Origin of the sequence: Rheinheimera nanhaiensis E407-8, from assembly GCF_000296695.1 — a bacterium.
GTDB lineage: Bacteria > Pseudomonadota > Gammaproteobacteria > Enterobacterales > Alteromonadaceae > Alishewanella > Alishewanella nanhaiensis.
On sequence record NZ_BAFK01000009.1, the window covers coordinates 72,202 to 88,685 of the forward strand.

The 16,484-nt window shown below is 55.1% G+C and carries 9 protein-coding genes; 5 read left to right on the plus strand and 4 right to left on the minus strand.

Annotated features, from left to right (window positions below; all coding sequences use genetic code 11):
• The first annotated feature begins 171 nt into the window (after positions 1–171).
• On the plus strand, positions 172–426 hold the full coding sequence (locus tag RNAN_RS09275; RefSeq protein ID WP_008221100.1) for a type II toxin-antitoxin system Phd/YefM family antitoxin: 255 nt from the start codon (positions 172–174) through the stop codon (positions 424–426).
• On the plus strand, positions 419–682 hold the full coding sequence (locus RNAN_RS09280) for a Txe/YoeB family addiction module toxin (RefSeq protein ID WP_008221102.1): 264 nt from the start codon (positions 419–421) through the stop codon (positions 680–682). The genes RNAN_RS09275 and RNAN_RS09280 overlap by 8 nt, the downstream gene beginning before the upstream one ends.
• A 165-nt stretch (positions 683–847) precedes the next feature.
• On the opposite strand, the gene RNAN_RS09285 is transcribed toward RNAN_RS09280, so the two are convergent.
• The 4 genes from RNAN_RS09285 to RNAN_RS09300 form a co-directional block, all read right to left on the minus strand.
• Positions 848–1,771 (minus strand): M14 family metallopeptidase, encoded by a 924-nt coding sequence (locus RNAN_RS09285; protein WP_008221105.1) that lies wholly within the window; start codon positions 1,769–1,771, stop codon positions 848–850.
• Positions 1,772–1,979: 208 nt separating this feature from the next.
• On the minus strand, positions 1,980–3,071 hold the full coding sequence (locus RNAN_RS09290) for a glycosyltransferase family protein (protein WP_008221109.1): 1,092 nt from the start codon (positions 3,069–3,071) through the stop codon (positions 1,980–1,982).
• A 113-nt stretch (positions 3,072–3,184) separates the two neighbouring features.
• The gene (locus RNAN_RS09295) at positions 3,185–4,744 is read right to left on the minus strand and encodes an ATP-binding cassette domain-containing protein (protein WP_008221111.1); all 1,560 of its coding nucleotides are present in this window, start codon (positions 4,742–4,744) and stop codon (positions 3,185–3,187) included.
• A gap of 200 nt (positions 4,745–4,944) precedes the next feature.
• Entirely contained in the window at positions 4,945–7,314 is a 2,370-nt protein-coding gene (locus RNAN_RS09300; RefSeq protein WP_008221113.1) for a fatty acid cis/trans isomerase, read from the minus strand.
• A gap of 149 nt (positions 7,315–7,463) precedes the next feature.
• Here RNAN_RS09300 and recC point away from each other — a divergent pair, with 149 nt between their 5' ends.
• The 3 genes from recC to recD are packed head-to-tail and all read left to right on the plus strand — an operon-like array spanning position 7,464 to position 16,460.
• The gene (gene recC, locus RNAN_RS09305) at positions 7,464–10,859 is read left to right on the plus strand and encodes an exodeoxyribonuclease V subunit gamma (protein WP_008221118.1); all 3,396 of its coding nucleotides are present in this window, start codon (positions 7,464–7,466) and stop codon (positions 10,857–10,859) included.
• Positions 10,856–14,521 (plus strand): exodeoxyribonuclease V subunit beta, encoded by a 3,666-nt coding sequence (recB, locus tag RNAN_RS09310; protein ID WP_008221120.1) that lies wholly within the window; start codon positions 10,856–10,858, stop codon positions 14,519–14,521. Before recC ends, recB begins: the two co-directional genes overlap by 4 nt.
• A complete protein-coding gene (recD, locus tag RNAN_RS09315; RefSeq protein WP_008221122.1) occupies positions 14,508–16,460 on the plus strand; it encodes an exodeoxyribonuclease V subunit alpha in 1,953 nt (650 codons plus the stop codon). The genes recB and recD overlap by 14 nt, the downstream gene beginning before the upstream one ends.
• Positions 16,461–16,484: the final 24 nt, after the last annotated feature.

The following is a 16,484-nucleotide window of genomic DNA, read 5'->3' on the forward strand; positions in this document are numbered from 1 at the left end:
AAAGCCGTAACCCTGATGTGCTCGCCGCAGCAACGCCCTCGCTGCTGGCGCGCTCAGTCAGACAATTGCTAAGTAAGCACTTGCCTAACGAGAATTTACTTGTGCTATTTTCTGTACAAGTCTCGCTGCTACACCTATACTTGTGCTGTTTAACGTACATGTTGAGGTGCTATGAAAGTTGTCTCTTTTACCGAAGCCAGAAATAGCTTAAAAGCGGTGCTGGACGCTGTGGTGAATGACGCTGACACCACCGTCATTACACGGCGTGACGCCGAAGATGCGGTAGTGATGTCACTGGACTATTACAACAGCCTTATGGAAACCGTGCATTTACTGCGCTCACCGGCCAATGCCGAGCATTTGCAGCGCTCTATCGGCCAGTACCACGCTGGCAAAGTCACAGCGCGAGAGTTGGTGGGTGACTAGTCGCTTACTGTGTTGGACCGATGAAGCCTGGCAAGATTATTTGTACTGGCAAAGCCAGGATAAAAAAACGCTAAAACGCATCAATAAACTGATTACAGAAACTAAGCGCAGCCCGTTTGACGGCATTGGCAAACCTGAGCCGTTAAAGGAGAATCTATCCGGCTTCTGGTCGCGCCGTATTGATGACACCAACCGGCTGGTATATGCGGTTGATGATGCTGCGCTAACTATTATTTCCTGCCGTTATCACTATTGAGCACATCAAAGTTCGTAACTCTGGATCAGCAAGAGGCGACCAGAACCCTTTTGCGCACAGCCACAGAGTGTCTGAGTCGGCACGACAGTGCCGGCGAGTTGCTGTGGCGAGCACAAAAGGTGTTGTGGTGAAAGCCTCTTGCGGTGTCGTTAACGCCGGCTCAAATCAGTTATTAGCCAGCAAATAATCCAACGCCCCGACCACTGCCGCGACTTGCGCCTGAATACACTGCTCTGGTGTCGCGCTTGGGCTGTCAGGGTATACCTCGGTGGTGCTCACCAGCGGCGCATCGGTTACGCTGCCGCATAACCCCAGGCTCGCTTTGGCGTAGTTAATCACACCAAACTGCGCAATTTTCTCGCCAATCAGCTCGCCGTTTTCATCGGCTTCAGCAATGTGCGTCACCTTGGCGACACTGTCGATAATGGCTTTTTGCAGCGCCGGGCAGGGGTGTTCGCTGTCATCTACGGTGTAAAAGCCATCCGGGATATTCCAGTTTTTATTCACCGTACCATCGCGCGCCGCTTTGGCCGGGCGAAACTCGCTGTTGTCCGAGTCAGTGGTTTCGTGCAGATCAATATGCAGTGCAAAGGAGGTGTTCAGGCTGGCCAGATACTGGCGCACTAACTGCGCCTCGGCGGCCTTACCGTCGGTAGCAAAGCTGCGGTTCGGATCTACCGCGTCGGGTGTCCAGCGGTTAATGGTTTCATAACCCCAGGGGCTAATGCAGGGCAACACCAGTATGTTCAATTTAGCGCTGTACGCTTTGGCCTGAGTTTGCAAAAAGCGCAGCGCGCCATGCACGCCACTGGTTTCATAACCGTGCACACCACCGGTCACTAAAACAGTGGGTTTATCGCTTTGCCAGTTGCGGCTTTTCACGGCAAACAGCGGATAGGTTTTGCCGCTGACATGGCGGTAATCCAGCTCGCCGTATTGTTCAAGGGTAAAATCGGTTGTTAACGCTTCTATTGCCGGTAAAACTTCCGCAAAAAAGCTACGCTTTACGGTTTGCTCGCTTAACCACTGCGCGGTTTCTGCTGCGCCCCATGCCTGGCCGACAGTGCCAATATGATAGATTTTATCCATGCTCACTCCGCTGATTAATCGCAAAATCTCAGCTGCCGGCGGCAGCCTTCTCAGTGGCGCGACTTTAGCATTTATTGGTCATGGCTGGCTATTGGCGCTGGGCGTGGTATAGGCGCAGGTCGGCGAATTGCGCTTTATCAGCCCGACAGGATAGCATTAGTTTTTGGCGTTTATTGATGTTCGGCTGCTGCCAGCTTGAAACTGCATGCTATTGAATATGTTTGGACACACTTTTACTCCACATGTAGTTCCTAGCCACAATTTCTGAGCCTCTTGTAACATTTTCTGAGTAACGCTCGTCATCGACACTTTTTATTAACGATTCAACTTTATCAATCTCGTCATAGAAAAGGATACCGCTTCCTGGTTTAAATTGCTCTTTGAGATAATCGTTTCCGGCCGCTAAGACCATGGTTCTGTGCAGAAGCGGGTATGTAATCCGCTCATGTAAGCCGAGGTTGAAACCTGGTGAGTGGTGCAGTACGAACCGGCTTCTGACCATCCTTTGAATCAACTCGTTAAAAGGTTCTGGCTCATAATAGCGATGTGTGTCTAATTTAGTCGAAGCACTCCATCCGCTGCCTATAATGTTTAGGCTTACGCCGCATTGCGCAAAGTCCTGTATTATCTGAAGTCTTCTGCGTGCTCTCAAATATAAATCGCATTGGATTAAAACACCGATAGAATTTTTGTTGAGCTGTATCATCGGGGTTCTGCGGTTGTCCATAAACCCAAGCTTTAGTAAAAAATCGTTTATATTTTCTACGATACCGTCATTGAGTAGCTCGAAACCCTGTGGAAAGAATTTGATGATTTTTTCCTTAATAGCATCAACGTTAAAAAAACTGGCTGGAAATAAAATGCCATCTTTACTCTCAAAGCTTTTATCGAGATAACTATTGCTTTTTACCCGTGCTGCATGTGGAAAGAATTCTGCGTTCATGCCAACGAGTCTCGCAAAATTTACATGGTCTTTATCTACACACAGCAGTCGCATATTTGTTCCATAGAAACGGGTCATCGAATGCAGTGGATGGTCAAGAAGCAAAGAAAAAAATGGGATCTTGTTCATCACCGGAAAATGCGGAATGAGATCGGAGCCTAATGCATTTACTGAGACAATAAACTTCACATTATCGAACAAACTAGCTGTCAAAATACTTGCCAAGTTACTTTTATCAGACAGATTTACTTGAACAATCTGGTATTTCTCACCTATACCATCAACTATCCCTTCTATGAAGTCATCAACGACCCCGTACTGGAAATTGCCACTGAAAATCAATACCTTGTAATCCATGATGCTTCCTGTTTAAGATAACCCGAGCTTCAAGAAAATGAGGCCTCATGAACTGCTGATAACGGCCGCAGGATCAATCGTCATTTCCTGTAGCATGTTCGACTTATCGCAGATTAGCCTTTGCAAGGCAAAAGATGCAACTGCGTATCTATACCTAACTCAGAGATAAAGTCCGGATCGTGGCTTACTACAACAAAACCCGCCGGATATTGCTGTAATGCTTGAGCCAGCAACTGCTTACTGGCCAAATCCAGATGGTTATCCGGCTCGTCCAACAGCAGCAGGCTGTCGCTGTGCTGGCTAACCATCAGCATGGCAAGTTTCATTCTTTCACCGCCGCTTAGCTGTCCGGCAGGGGTTAAGGCTTTATCACCACGCAAGCCAACGCTGGCAAGCAGTGTTCTGGCGTTGGTTTCACTCAGGGCTGAACAATAGTTTTGTAGGTTGTCGAGCGCATTGCCAGCGGGGTGTAGCAGACTAAAATGCTGATCCAGATACTGCACGGCACAGTTCAGCTGTAGCTCACCGCTAGCGGGTTGTAATGTGCCGGCCAGTGTTTTGAGCAAACTGGATTTACCGCAGCCATTGGCGCCCTGTAACTGGATACGCTGCTGGCTGCGCCAGCTAAAATTAAGTGCTGCGTTAGTGCCACGTGCCAGGCGTAAAGCAACGGCATTCACCAGCAGTTTATTACTGGCGCTGAGCGGTGTTCGCAGATAAAACTGCTGAGGCTTAATGACTTCCTGCTGTGCTTTTAGTCGCTGTAACTGTTGCTGAGTTTGCTGCAGTTGTTGCTGCTCCTGGCCCCGCCGTGCAGCTACCGCCTGTTGTGCGCGGTTTTTCTGGTAATCCAGCAGCACACTGGCCTGGCTGCCGCGCTGTTTTTCACCCTGTTGCCGGCGTTTGGCGGCGCGCTCTGTGGCATTCTGGGCCGCGCGTTGCTGCTGGGCAAGCTTGTGCTCAGCCTGTTGACGTTGTTGTTGCAGCGCACTTTGCTGAAACTGGTGTTGCTGCTGATAAAACGCATAATTACCACCATACCGGCGCAGCCCTAAACTGTTTAACTCATAGATCACGCTGACCTGCTGCAGTAGCTGACGGTCGTGGCTGATTAGCAGTATCGCAGTGTTGCGTCTGCTGAGAAAGCGACCAAGCTGCTGGCACAGCCATTGCCGCGCCGTACCATCAAGATGGTTGGACGGCTCGTCCAGTATCAGCAAACGCTTGGGCTGATAAAATGCCCACCATAGCCTGAGCTGGCTTAGCTGGCCACCACTTAACTGACTGCAGGGTTGCCAGATATCTGTGTCGGCGTTAAGCCGGGCTAACTCAGTGCGTAAATCATCTGCCAGAGTCCAGTGCTGGTCGATCAGCGCCAGGGTGGCATCGCTGTAATCGCCTTCAGCAATGTGCTGCAGCGCTGTAAGCGTGGTGCTAATACCCAATAACTCGGCAATAGTTTGCTGCTGCCAATGCGCGGGCGGAAGTTGTGTTAACAAATAGCCATCTGCCGGATACTGATTGGCCAGTTGCGCGGCCAGTACCGATTTACCGGCGCCATTGCGGCCAATCAAGGCAGTTAAACCGGCATCAAGTTGAAGCTGAATATTGCTGTACAGTTCATCACCGTTGGCCAGGCTGAAACTGCAGGAAGAGAAAGTAAATAGCGCCATAATGCCTCCCGATTGCTCAGGGACGGGCGGCAAAGTAAGGCAATGCTAACGACAGCCTAACTAAAACGAAGCCACTAACCCTGATAAGTCCAAGAAAAAACACGGATAATCAGGATTTAGTTGTTCATTTCAGTTATCAGCTCCAAAGCTAAGAAAGCGGCGAAATTATAACCACTTTCGCCGTGGTTGCAAGGGCTCTATTAGCGGTTTTCCAACCGGTTGTAATCCAGCCAGCCGCTGTCTACCGGGTGGTTATGCATAAACTGCCGGTTGAGTTTATCGCTAAAGGCCCAAAAGCTGGGGTTACTGCGCCTTACGCCAAAGTTATCCAGCAGTCTGGCGTAATCCTGCTCGCTGTTAATTTGCTGTGCCTGCGCTATCAGTTTGGCTAAATCGGCTTCTTTTACCCGCCAGAAGGCATTGGGGTAGCTGCCCAGCAGGCCATACACCAGCGTCATGTTATCTTCGGCCGGGTTGCGGTTATCCGCCTCGCTGAACAGGCTGTTGACATTATAATGCGCACTGTTGCGAATAAGGGTAAATAGCTGCACTTCGCCGTCATCTGCAGGTTCTACCATAATCATCGTTAGCTCGGGCAAAATCGACGCCGTGGTGCCGTGCAGTTTGCCCAGCTCTGCCAGTAAAGCGCGGCTATTGTCGCTTAAACTTGCCTGGCTTAGCTGATGGCGTGTCGGCTGTACCTTCGCTAAATGCGCAGCAAAACGCTGATACAACTCGGCTTTGGGTTTGTCGGTGCTAAAGCTTAAGCCACTGGGCTGGGCAAAAGAGTTAATGTCATCGCGGATAAAGGCGGTCAGCTCGACACCGGATTTTTGATACCAGTTGTTAAACTCGCGCCGGCGCTCTTCGGGCGGTAAAAACGTCAGAAAGTTCGACTCACCCTCCATGCGCAGAAAATCCATATACAGCCGCGTCATCAGCTGATGGCCGTAGTTACCGTACACATCAAAACCGGCGACCAGCAGGTAGTGAATGCGCTCCAGTAGCGCATAATCTATTACCCAGGCGGTTTTCGGCGGCTGCCCCAGCAGGCCTTTTACCACCGTAGCGTTATCAAAATGGCGGAACACCGTCAGGCTGGCGTTGTCGTTAGCGCCATCGCCATGCCACAGGCCTTGCTCGGTTAAGTGGCGGCCATCTTGTAATACCCGGTTTAAAAAGGCACTGCGCGCCCGCACATACTTGCCCTGGCGTTTAGCAAAGGCGACCCAGCTCAGCGCCAGGGTGCTGCTGTCTTTTTCGGCCGGTAAGCGCAGGTTGTCGCGCTGCGATAAATAGAATTCTTCTACATCTTTGCTGCTGGCCATCTCGGGCGCAACGAAATATACCCAGAAGTGATCGTTAATCACATTCAGCGCCACCTGGCCACGGCATACCGGGCCTTTGATATAACCCATAATGGTGTTTTCGGCCCGCTCCAGCATAAAGCGGTACCGCGCATTAACCGGCAACTGCACAAAGGCCGTCAGCGGGTTAGCGGCCACCTCGGGTTCATAGCCGGGCAGTTCGCTTACCTGGTAATCGGCATCAACAAACCACTGCTGCCACTTGGCCAGTAAATCGGCATTAATGTCATACGGCTGGTGGGTTTTATTGACAATAGTCGCACTTAGCGCAAGCAGCCGGTAATAAGGCCGCGTCACGCCCGGGTCGTCAAAGGGCCGGCGGGTACTAATGACGTCTATCGGCGTGCCGGGCGGCGTTTTTGAGCGTACCAGCTGATAAAACTGTGGTGTCTGGTGCTGGGTATGCAAGGCACTGAAATACAGCTGCGAGGTAAACAGGTGCTCGTAAATATAGCGCGCACTGAGCTGCCTATTCAGATCATCGGCATTTAGCCACTGCTCCAGCTTAGCCACTTCGGCCTGCTGCTGTGCACTAAGCGGCGCGCTGGCTGGCATGGCCGCGCCTTGCGCCAGCCAGCTGATCAAAAGCTGATGCTCGTCACGGCTTAGTGCCGGTAAGCCATAAGGCATACCCGCTAACGGCTCACGGCGGGCAAAGTGGTCAAACTCTTCAATGGTGGGGCAGCTTTGCTCGCGGTTCAGGCTAAAATCAAACGCCTTGGGCAAAATGGTGCTGTCGGGCAATGGCTGTTGCTGTTTAAGCTCAAGCATTCTGGCCAGTACCGAAGCCTGGGTGTTGGCAGTGGGGTTTTGGCTGCGCTCGTTAAGTACCGGAAAAAAGCCGCGTTCACGCCACTGCGTGATGCTGTGTGCATCCAGTGTCAGCCGGTTAGGGGTAGCGGCCAGTAAGCGGGTGCCGTCATACACTTTTTCTTTATGGGCACCGCGTGCTATGCCGTCGGTGGAGGCCATATTCAGCTGGCACGGCGAGTCGTAACAGGCGTGGCATACCACGCAGCGCGCATCGATAAGTGGCTTAATTTGTTGGTTAAAATGCTCATCTGCATCGCTGCTGATGGCGGCGCGGTTATCTGGTGTAGCGCGGCCGTACTGTTTGTCCAGCTCCAGGCCGGCCAGTGCAGCGCAGCCGGCGCAGACTACCACCGCTAACATTAACCAGATTTTCCATTTTCCTGCCCGCATAACGGCTCCTGCACTTAAGGTGATGCCTTATGCTAGCGTGTTTATTCCGGCTTGACCAATTTGCCACTGCGCTGGGTGCGGGGCCGCGCATTCTCAAACGCCAGTGGCTGTGCTAACCTGCCAGCATGTTGTTTTGCCAGAGAATTCGCATGCCAGAGCCCGGTTTTGTTGTTATCCACGCCAATCAGCTGGAAAGCCTGCGCGAGCTCTTGGTGCAATGGCTGAGTAAACAGCCGGTGCCGGTGCTGGGTACCGAGCAAATACTGGTGCAAAGCAATGGCATAGCGCAGTGGCTGAAAATGGCGCTGGCCGAAACCGCCAATGGCCACCCCGGCATTGCCGCCGGCTTAAAGGTCGAGCTGCCGAATCAGTTTGTCTGGCAGCTGTACCGCGCGGTGTTGGGCGATAGCATCCCGAAAAGCCTGCCGTATGACAAACTGAACCTCAGCTGGCGTCTGCTTGGCCTGTTGCCCAGGCTTACCGACAGCGTGTATCAGCCGCTTAAGCGTTATTTGCAGGATGACAGCGATGGCCGTAAAAGCTATCAGCTGGCACAACGCTTAGCTGACTTATTTGACCAGTATCAGGTGTACCGCGCCGACTGGCTGCAAAGCTGGCGTGATGGCGCCAATGCCCTGCCTGGCAGCACGCAACTGCAGGTGCCGGACGACCAGCTATGGCAGCCGGCGCTGTGGCGTTTGCTGCAAAGCCAGATGAGTAACGTGCTGGGTGACCTGGCCTTTTCCAGCCGGGCTGATGTGCACAACAAGGCGCTCTGTGCATTGCAGCAAGGCCAGCTGGCGCGGCCCGATTTACTGCCCGATCGCATCGTGGTGTTTGGTGTATCGTCCTTGCCGCAGCAAACGGTAGAACTGCTGGCGGCGCTGGGCGCTCAGCGTCAGGTACTGCTGACGGTGTTAAACCCGTGCCGGCATTTTTGGGGCGATATCACTAACGCTAAAGATGAAGTGCGCAGCGCACAAAAACGCCACGGCCGCAAACCCGGCCTGCCGCCGGTGCTGGATAGCGATGCGCTGTATTTACATGCGCCTGTGCTGCTGGCCAGTTTAGGCAAGCAGGGGCGTGACTATATCAGCCTGCTGGATGGTTTTGATCACAGCGAGCAATACCGGCACTGGTTTAATGGCCGCATTGATTTATTCGCCGAGCCGGTGGCCGATATCAGCACCTTGCCGCTATTGGCGCAGCTACAGCAGGATATGCTGGAGCTTAACCCCACACCCAATCCGCCGCGGATGCTGAGTGCAGATGACAACAGCATCAGCTTTCATCTGGCACACAGCCGTCAGCGCGAAGTGGAAATTTTGCAGGATAATCTGATCGCCGCCTTTGCCGCCGACCCTGAGTTAAAACCGCGCGATGTGATCATTATGACGCCGGATATCAGCCTGTACCAAAGCCATGTGCATGCGGTGTTTGGCCGGCTGGCGCAGGACGATGCCCGCTTTTTGCCCTATACCCTGGCAGATCAGAGCCTGCGCGGCAGCCAGCCACTGATGCTGGCGCTGGAATACCTGCTGGATTTACCGCAGCAGCGCTTTAGTTTAAGCGAAGTGTGTGATCTGCTGGACGTACCGGCCATTCAGCGCCGTTTTGGTATCAGCAGCGAGGCGCTGCCGCAGTTGCGGTTATGGTTGACTGAAGCCGGTGCCCGTTGGGGGCTGGATGCACAGCAGCGCGCCAGTTTAGATTTAGCCGCGCCCGGCAGTCAGTACAGCTGGATGTTTGCCATCGAACGTATGCTGCTCGGTTTTGCCATCGGCGAGGTCGACAGCTGGCAAGGCTGCGCGCCTTACACTGAGGTGGCCGGCTTAGCCGCGGCTGAGCTTGGGCCGGTGCTGCAGTTTGTACAGCAGTTAAAACGCTGGCAGCAGTGCTTTAGTGCCGATAACAGCCTGCGCAGTTTGCTGCAGTGGCAGCAATTATTAGTGGCCGAAGATGGCCTGCTGCCCAGCCTGTTTGATTTTAGCGAAGCGCAGGATCAGCAAATATACGCCCGCCTCAGCGATGGCATGACGACCTTGGTACAGGCTGCCCAAAGCGGTGATTTTAGCGGCGACATTAGCCTGGCGGTACTGCGTGAAGCCTGGCTGGCGCAAGCCGACAGCACGGGTTTAAGCCAGCGCTTTTTAGCCGGTAGCCTGACCTTTTCTACCTTAATGCCAATGCGCGCTATTCCGTTTAAACGCATTTACCTGTTGGGGCTTAATGACGGCGACTACCCGCGCGCACGCATGCGCGATGACTTTGACTTAATGGCGCATGACTACCGCGCCGGCGATCGCTCGCGGCGCGATGATGACCGCTACCTGTTTTTAGAGGCGCTGCTAAGTGCGCGCGATGCATTGTATTTAAGCTGGGTAGGGCGGGATATCCGCAACAACAGCGAGCTGCCGCCCAGTGTGCTGCTAAGCCAGTTAATGGATCTGCTCGACAGCGGCTGGCAGCACCCCTCAGGCCAGCCAGTGTCACAAGCCTTGTGTCACAGTTATCCGCTGCAGCCGTTTTCACCACAGTATTTTAACGGCACGCTGCCCACTTATGCCCATGAATGGCAGGCGGCGCATCAGTTGGCCCCCATGCCTGATGCACTCAGCCAACCCAGCGCTGAGCTGCCGCCGCTAAGCCTGCGCCTGCTGGATGATTTTTTGGCCAACCCGTGCCGGCATTACTTACAGCAGCGCTTTAAAACCCGCTTTTATCAGGCAGAGCTTACCAGTGCTGACAGCGAGCCCTTTGTGCTTAATACGCTGGAGCTGTATCAGCTGAAGCAGCAACTGCTGTTACAGCTGCTCGCCGAGCCAGCGTTAGATATCGACCAGGCCGTCGCCAGGCTGGCTGCTCAGGCCAAATTGCCGCTGGCGCTATTTGGCCTGTTAAGCGCGGCCGAGATTAGCCGCGAGGCCAAAGTGGTGTTCGCCCGCTACCAAAGCTGCGGTATTGCCTGGCAGCGGCGCAGCACACCCTTACCGCTGGCGCTGCAGCCAGCCGGCATAGCGCTTAATGACAGCCTGAGCAATCTGTTTGCAGCGCCCAGCGGCCAGCAGGCCTTGCTGCAGCTTAGGCCCAGCGCCATTCGCAATAAAGGCGAGCTGCGCTGGCATACGCTGCGCAGCAGTTATTTACAGCAGTTGGCCGCCAATGCGCAGGGCGAAGCCGTCAGTACCTATCAGTTTGGCCTGGACGATGCGGTGCATCTGTTACCCTTAACGCAACCCCATGCCAGCGCGCAGCTGGATAACCTGGTCAGCTATTGGCAGCAAGGGCTGATAAAGCCGCTGCCGGTAATGCCGAAAACCGCGCTCTGTTATCTGCAAAGCGGCGATCTGGCTAAATGCCGCGAGCAATACGAGGGCGGTTACAGCCTAAGCGGTGAGCTGGACGATGCGCCTGAGCTGGCGCGCTATTACCCGGATTTTGCCAGCCTGCTCGATGCCGGTTTTACCGACTGGGCCGATAAACTGTACGGCCCTATGCTGCAAGTGGCGGTGGCCGGGCTCACCCGGCAGGAGGCTGACGCATGAGCGATGTCACCTTACTTAACCCACTTAATTTTGCCCTGCACGGCAGCCGCTTAATTGAGGCCAGCGCCGGTACCGGCAAAACCTATACTCTGGCGGCGCTGTATTTACGTCTGGTGCTGGGCCATGGCGATGACAGCAGCCGTTTTAACCAGCCGCTGTTACCGCCGCAAATTCTGGTGGTGACCTTTACCCGCGCCGCCACCGCCGAGCTTAGAGATCGTATTCGTGCCCGGCTGGTACAGGCGGCCAATGCCTTTCGTCAGGGCGAGAGCGACGATGACTATTTAGCGGCCTTGTTAACGTCGTACCCACCAGCGCAGCATGCGGCCTGTGCCAGCCGGCTTAGCATAGCGGCAGAGTGGATGGACGAAGCCGCCATTTTCACTATTCACAGCTGGTGTCAGCGTATGCTGGCCGAGCATGCGTTCGACTCAGGCATGCGCTTTGGCGAAACACTCTCTGATGACAACCAGACACTGCTACATACCCTGGCCTGTGATTACTGGCGCCGTTTTCTTTATCCGCTGGATGAACCCGCGCTGTTAAAAGCACTGGGTAATGTGGCTAGCTCACCTGAAGCCCTGCTAAGCGATGTGCGGCCCTGGCTGCAAGCCGATGCGGCCAATATCTGTTTTAATGCCGGCGGTGTCGCGCTGCCGGCGCCGCTTAGTCCGGCAGAGGCCGCCGCGCCCTTGTTGCAGTGGCAAGATCAAATGGATGCGCATTGTCGCGATCTGCAACAGGCGCTAAGCCCGGACGCCCTGCAGCTGCTGGACGATGCTTACGCCAACGGCTGGCTAAACGGTAATAAATACCGCGCCGCCAGTTGGAGCAGCGAACGGCAGTGGTGGCAGCGTATGCTGGCTGAGCCTGAGCTGTTGCACAGCAGCGAGCCGGACTTTGCCGCCATGGTAGAAAAATTCAGTGCTGATAAGCTCAGCGCCGGGCAGAAAAAGGGCCAGCCATTGGTTAGCCACCCGTTGTTTGAGCTGTTTAACCAAAGCGTCGCGTTACTTAGCAGCAAGCCTGAGCTGGCGCTGGCAGTGCGCCACCATGCGGCGCTGTATTTACAGGGTGAATTTGAGCGGCAAAAGCGCGAGCGCGCCGAGCTGGACTTTAACGACTTACTGCTAAAGCTGCATGCGGCACTGAGCGCCGATGCCGGTGCCGTGCTGGCCGCCAGGATCAGGGCGCAGTATCCGCTGGCGATGGTAGACGAGTTTCAGGATACCGATCCGCTGCAATTTGCTATTTTTCGTGCCATTTACCCCGACGTTAACAGCCGTGATAGTGGCCTTATTATGGTCGGCGACCCCAAGCAGGCGATCTACAGCTTTCGCGGCGCCGACTTACATACCTATTTACAGGCGCGGCAGCTTACCCGCGGCCGCCATTACAGTCTGGCGACTAACTTTCGCTCTACTGCTGAATTGGTTGCAGGCGTAAACCAGCTGTTTAACGGCGCTGAGCAGCAGCGCGGCGCCTTTGGCTTTGGCAACGCCTCCGATACCGCTTTGCCGTTTTTGCCGGTTAAGGCCAGGGGCAAGGACGAGCAGCTTGAGCGTAACGGTAAGGCTGTCCCTGCGGTGAATTATTACCTGGCCCCTAATGAAGCTGCTGAGCTGAAAAAAGGCGCCTATCAGGCCCTGATGGCCCAGGCCTGCGCCGATGAAATTGCCGGCCTGCTGCAGCAGGCACAGCAAGGCGCTGCCGGTTTTAGCGGAGCTAACGGTTTAACGGCGCTGCAACCGGCCGATATTGCCATTTTGGTGCGCGATAAAAACGAAGCGGCGCTGGTTCGCCGTGAGCTGAGCGCGCGCAATGTGCGCTCGGTGTATATGTCTGACAACGAGTCGATTTTTCAAAGCGCCGAGGCGCAGGCGGTGCTTTACTGGCTACGCGCCTGTCAGCAGGTAGAAGATGAAAGCCTGCTGCGCGCCGCACTGGCGTTGCCACTTAGTAGCAACAGCGACACCCAACTAAGCCAGTGGTATAACGATGAACAGGCCTGGGAGCAACTTACCGAGCAAGTGCGGCAATTTCGCCATATTTGGCGCACTAAGGGCGTGCTGGCGATGCTCAGTAGCTGGCTGCATTATTTTCAGTTACCCAGCAAATGGCTGGCAGCCGAACAAGGCGAGCGGCGGCTGACTAATGTGCTGCACGTCGCCGAGCTGTTGCAAAGCGAAAGCCAGCAGCGCGATGGTGAAAGCGGCTTACTGCGCTGGTTTAGCGAGCAGCTGGCCAGCCCGAAAAGTGCTGATGAGCAGCAGCTGCGGCTGGAGAGCGATCAGCAGCTGGTGCAGGTGGTCACCATTCATAAAAGTAAGGGCCTGCAATATAACCTGGTGTTTTTACCCTTTATTTGCGGCGTTAAAAGTGTGAAAAAAGGCCAGCCGCAGCGCTACTTTAACGGCACTGAAATGGTGCTGGACTTAACCCCTGATGATAAAGCGCTGCAATTGGCCGAGCGCGAGCGCCTGCTGGAAGATATCCGTCTGCTGTATGTGGCACTGACCCGGCCGGTGTATGCCTGCTATCTTGGTCTGGGGCTGTTCAGTGAAGGCGCCGGCAAAAGCAGCAAACTCAGCCAGAGTGCGCTGGGCTATTTACTGGGTATATCAGACGAACCTACTCTGGCTGAATTAAACAGTTTACTGGCCACCTTGCCCTGGCAGGCGCAGCCGCTGCCGCCGTTTTGCCGTTACACACCCGCTAAGGTGCAGGCAGAACTGACACCAGCGCTTAGCCTACACCAGCCAGTGCAACGCGAACACTGGTGGATCGCCAGTTATTCGGCGTTAAAAACTGCTGAGCGGCAAACACAGTCTGAACCGTTGCTACAACCTGAGCAGAGCGCTGCCGATACGCCGCTATTGGCACTGCTGCAGGAAGAAGCGTTAGAGCAGAGTGCCTACAGCGAGCAGCAGGCATCTATTCACGATTTTCCGCGCGGCGCCCTGCCGGGCACTTTTTTACACCAACTGCTGGAAGATGCGCAGCAACACGGCTTTGCCCGCTGTGACGACAGCGCCATTGCCAGCTTGTTGGCGCCGCAGTTGGCGCGGCATAACTGGCAAAGCTGGCAAGGGGTATTAAGCCAGTGGCTACCGCAGATGTTGCACACGCCCCTTCAGGCGGTGGGCAGCAGCCTGGCCGGGCTTCAGCAGGTGCGCGCCGAGCTGGAGTTCTGGCTGCAAAGCCAGCAGGTAAATGTCGTTAAACTGGATAAACTGATTAGCCGGGCGATATTGCCAGCGGCGGCGCGCCCGGCGCTACTGCCCGATACGCTAAACGGTATGCTAAAAGGCTTTATCGATTTAACGCTGCAGGGCAGCGATGGCCGCTACTGGGTACTGGATTATAAATCGAACTGGCTGGGGCCGGATAACAGCCATTACAACGCTGAGCAGATGCAGCAGGCGCTGTTGGATAAACGCTACGATATACAGGCCGCGTTGTACTTACTGGCACTGCACCGGTTGTTAAAGCTGCGTCAACCCGGTTATGCCAGCGCCCCCGAGCGTTATCTTGGCGGCGCCCTGTACTGGTTTATCCGTGCGCCCGAGCAGGGCCAGTTAGCGCTTGCAGCCGATATGCCACTGTTGTGGCAGCTTGATGCCCTGTTTGCCGGCGAGGAGGTCGTTGATGTCACAGCGTGAACAGCTGGATTTATTTGCCAGCCAGACTGCAGTTAACAGCACAGCCGGCGCCAGTCCGCTTAACGATTTAAGCCAAATGCAAGCCTTGCTGCAACGCTGGGTAGAGCGGCGCTGGCTGCGCGCCTTAGATGCACAGCTGCCGCAAACGCTGCATCAGTTAAGCGACGAGCCTAACCCGCTGCTGTGGCTTTTGTGTGCGCTGCTGTGTCATCAATATGGCCGTGGCCACAGCTGTATTTTGCTCAGTGATTTAGTTGATGACCCCGACGGCCTGCTCAGCCTGCCGCCACAAAACCAGTTTTTACAGCGCTTTAGCGACAGGCCCTCGGCCATATTACACGGCCTGACATTGCAGCAGTATCAGCAGGCGCTGACGCAAAGCCGCTGGCTGACACAGGATGCCGGTAGTGCCGCCCCCTTAGTGCTCAGTGACAACCGGTTGTATTTGCACCGGCTGTATCAGGCTGAGCAATCAGTGAAACAGCAGCTCAGTGCACGGCTGTCGCAGCAGTTGCCGTTAGCCGCTGCTGTGGCGGCAAAGCTGGCAGAGCTGTTTGCGCCAGTGCCGACGCCCGCTACCGCCATCGACTGGCAAAAACTGGCCTGTGCTATGGCGCTGCAGCGGCGCTTTAGCATTATTACCGGCGGCCCCGGCACCGGTAAAACCACCACAGTCGTCAAGCTGTTAGCGCTGCTGCAATATGGCGCCCGCCTTAAACAGCAGGCGTTAACGATCAAATTGGCGGCACCGACCGGTAAAGCTGCAGTGCGCTTAACCGAGTCGATTAGCGGCGCTTTAAGCCGTTTACCGGCGGAGCTCAGCGCTGGCATTCCAACAGAAGTGACCACCTTGCACCGCTTATTGGGCGCACTGCCCAACCGGCGTAGCTTTAAACACAACGGGCAAAACCCGCTGCAGCTGGATGTGCTGGTGGTGGATGAAGCCTCGATGATCGATCTGGAAATGATGGCGGCGCTGTTAGACGCCTTACCGGCACAGGCACAACTGGTGCTGCTGGGCGATAAAGATCAGCTCTCGTCGGTAGAGGCCGGCTCAGTGCTGGGCGATCTCTGCCGCGGCGCCGAGCTGGGCGCTTACCGCGCTGATACGCTTAAGCTGTTAGCACCCTTTAGCGACGTAGCACTGACTGAGTTTGCCGGTGAGGGCAGTGCGCTGAATCAGGCCACGGTGATGCTGCGGCACAGCCACCGCTTTGATGCCAAATCCGGTATCGGTATGCTGGCCGCTGCGGTTAACCGCGGCGACAGCAGCGCGCCGGCGCTGTTTGGCCAATTTGCCGATATCAGCTTACTGCCGGGCCAAAGCCTCAGCGCATTAAAACCGCTGGTGCTGGCCGGTTTTAGCCAGTATCTGGCGCTGCTGCAGCAACATGACGCCGATGCCGATAGCTGGGCTCATCGCATACTGCAGCGCTACAGCCAGTTTCAGCTGCTGTGCGCGCTGCGCAGTGGCGACTGGGGTGTGGAGGGTATTAACACTCAGGTGGGCCAGTGGTTAACCGAGGCCGGTTTTATTGATGGCCGCCGGCAGTGGTATGCCGGGCGGCCAGTGATGATGCAGCGTAACAATTACAGCTTAGGCTTAATGAACGGCGATATTGGCATCACGCTACCCCAGCCACACAGTGGCCAGCTGAGGGTGGTATTTCAACTGGCCGATGGCAGCCTTAAATGGGTACTGCCCAGCCGCTTAACCGAAGTAGCAACGGCTTTTGCCATTACCGTGCATAAATCGCAGGGCTCGGAGTTTAACCACTGCTGTTTAGTGCTGCCGCCGGACAACAGCCCACTGTTAAGCCGTGAGCTGCTGTACACCGGCATTACCCGGGCGAAGCAGCAATTTAGCCTGTTATGTGCTAACCCGGCCTTATTACAGCAGGCGATAGCGCGGCGCGTAGCGCGCAGCAGCGGCTTATAGTATTAGCGTACGGAGGAAACCGCC

What these genes read in the sequence shown, in the direction of transcription:
- RNAN_RS09275 (WP_008221100.1), top strand. Translation starts at nt 172, where the DNA reads ATGAAAGTTGTCTCTTTTACCGAAGCCAGAAATAGCTTAAAAGCGGTG.
- RNAN_RS09285 (WP_008221105.1), bottom strand. Translation starts at nt 1,771, where the DNA reads ATGGATAAAATCTATCATATTGGCACTGTCGGCCAGGCATGGGGCGCA.
- RNAN_RS09300 (WP_008221113.1), bottom strand. Translation starts at nt 7,314, where the DNA reads ATGCGGGCAGGAAAATGGAAAATCTGGTTAATGTTAGCGGTGGTAGTC.
- RNAN_RS09290 (WP_008221109.1), bottom strand. Translation starts at nt 3,071, where the DNA reads ATGGATTACAAGGTATTGATTTTCAGTGGCAATTTCCAGTACGGGGTC.
- RNAN_RS09295 (WP_008221111.1), bottom strand. Translation starts at nt 4,744, where the DNA reads ATGGCGCTATTTACTTTCTCTTCCTGCAGTTTCAGCCTGGCCAACGGT.
- recD (WP_008221122.1), top strand. Translation starts at nt 14,508, where the DNA reads ATGTCACAGCGTGAACAGCTGGATTTATTTGCCAGCCAGACTGCAGTT.
- recC (WP_008221118.1), top strand. Translation starts at nt 7,464, where the DNA reads ATGCCAGAGCCCGGTTTTGTTGTTATCCACGCCAATCAGCTGGAAAGC.
- recB (WP_008221120.1), top strand. Translation starts at nt 10,856, where the DNA reads ATGAGCGATGTCACCTTACTTAACCCACTTAATTTTGCCCTGCACGGC.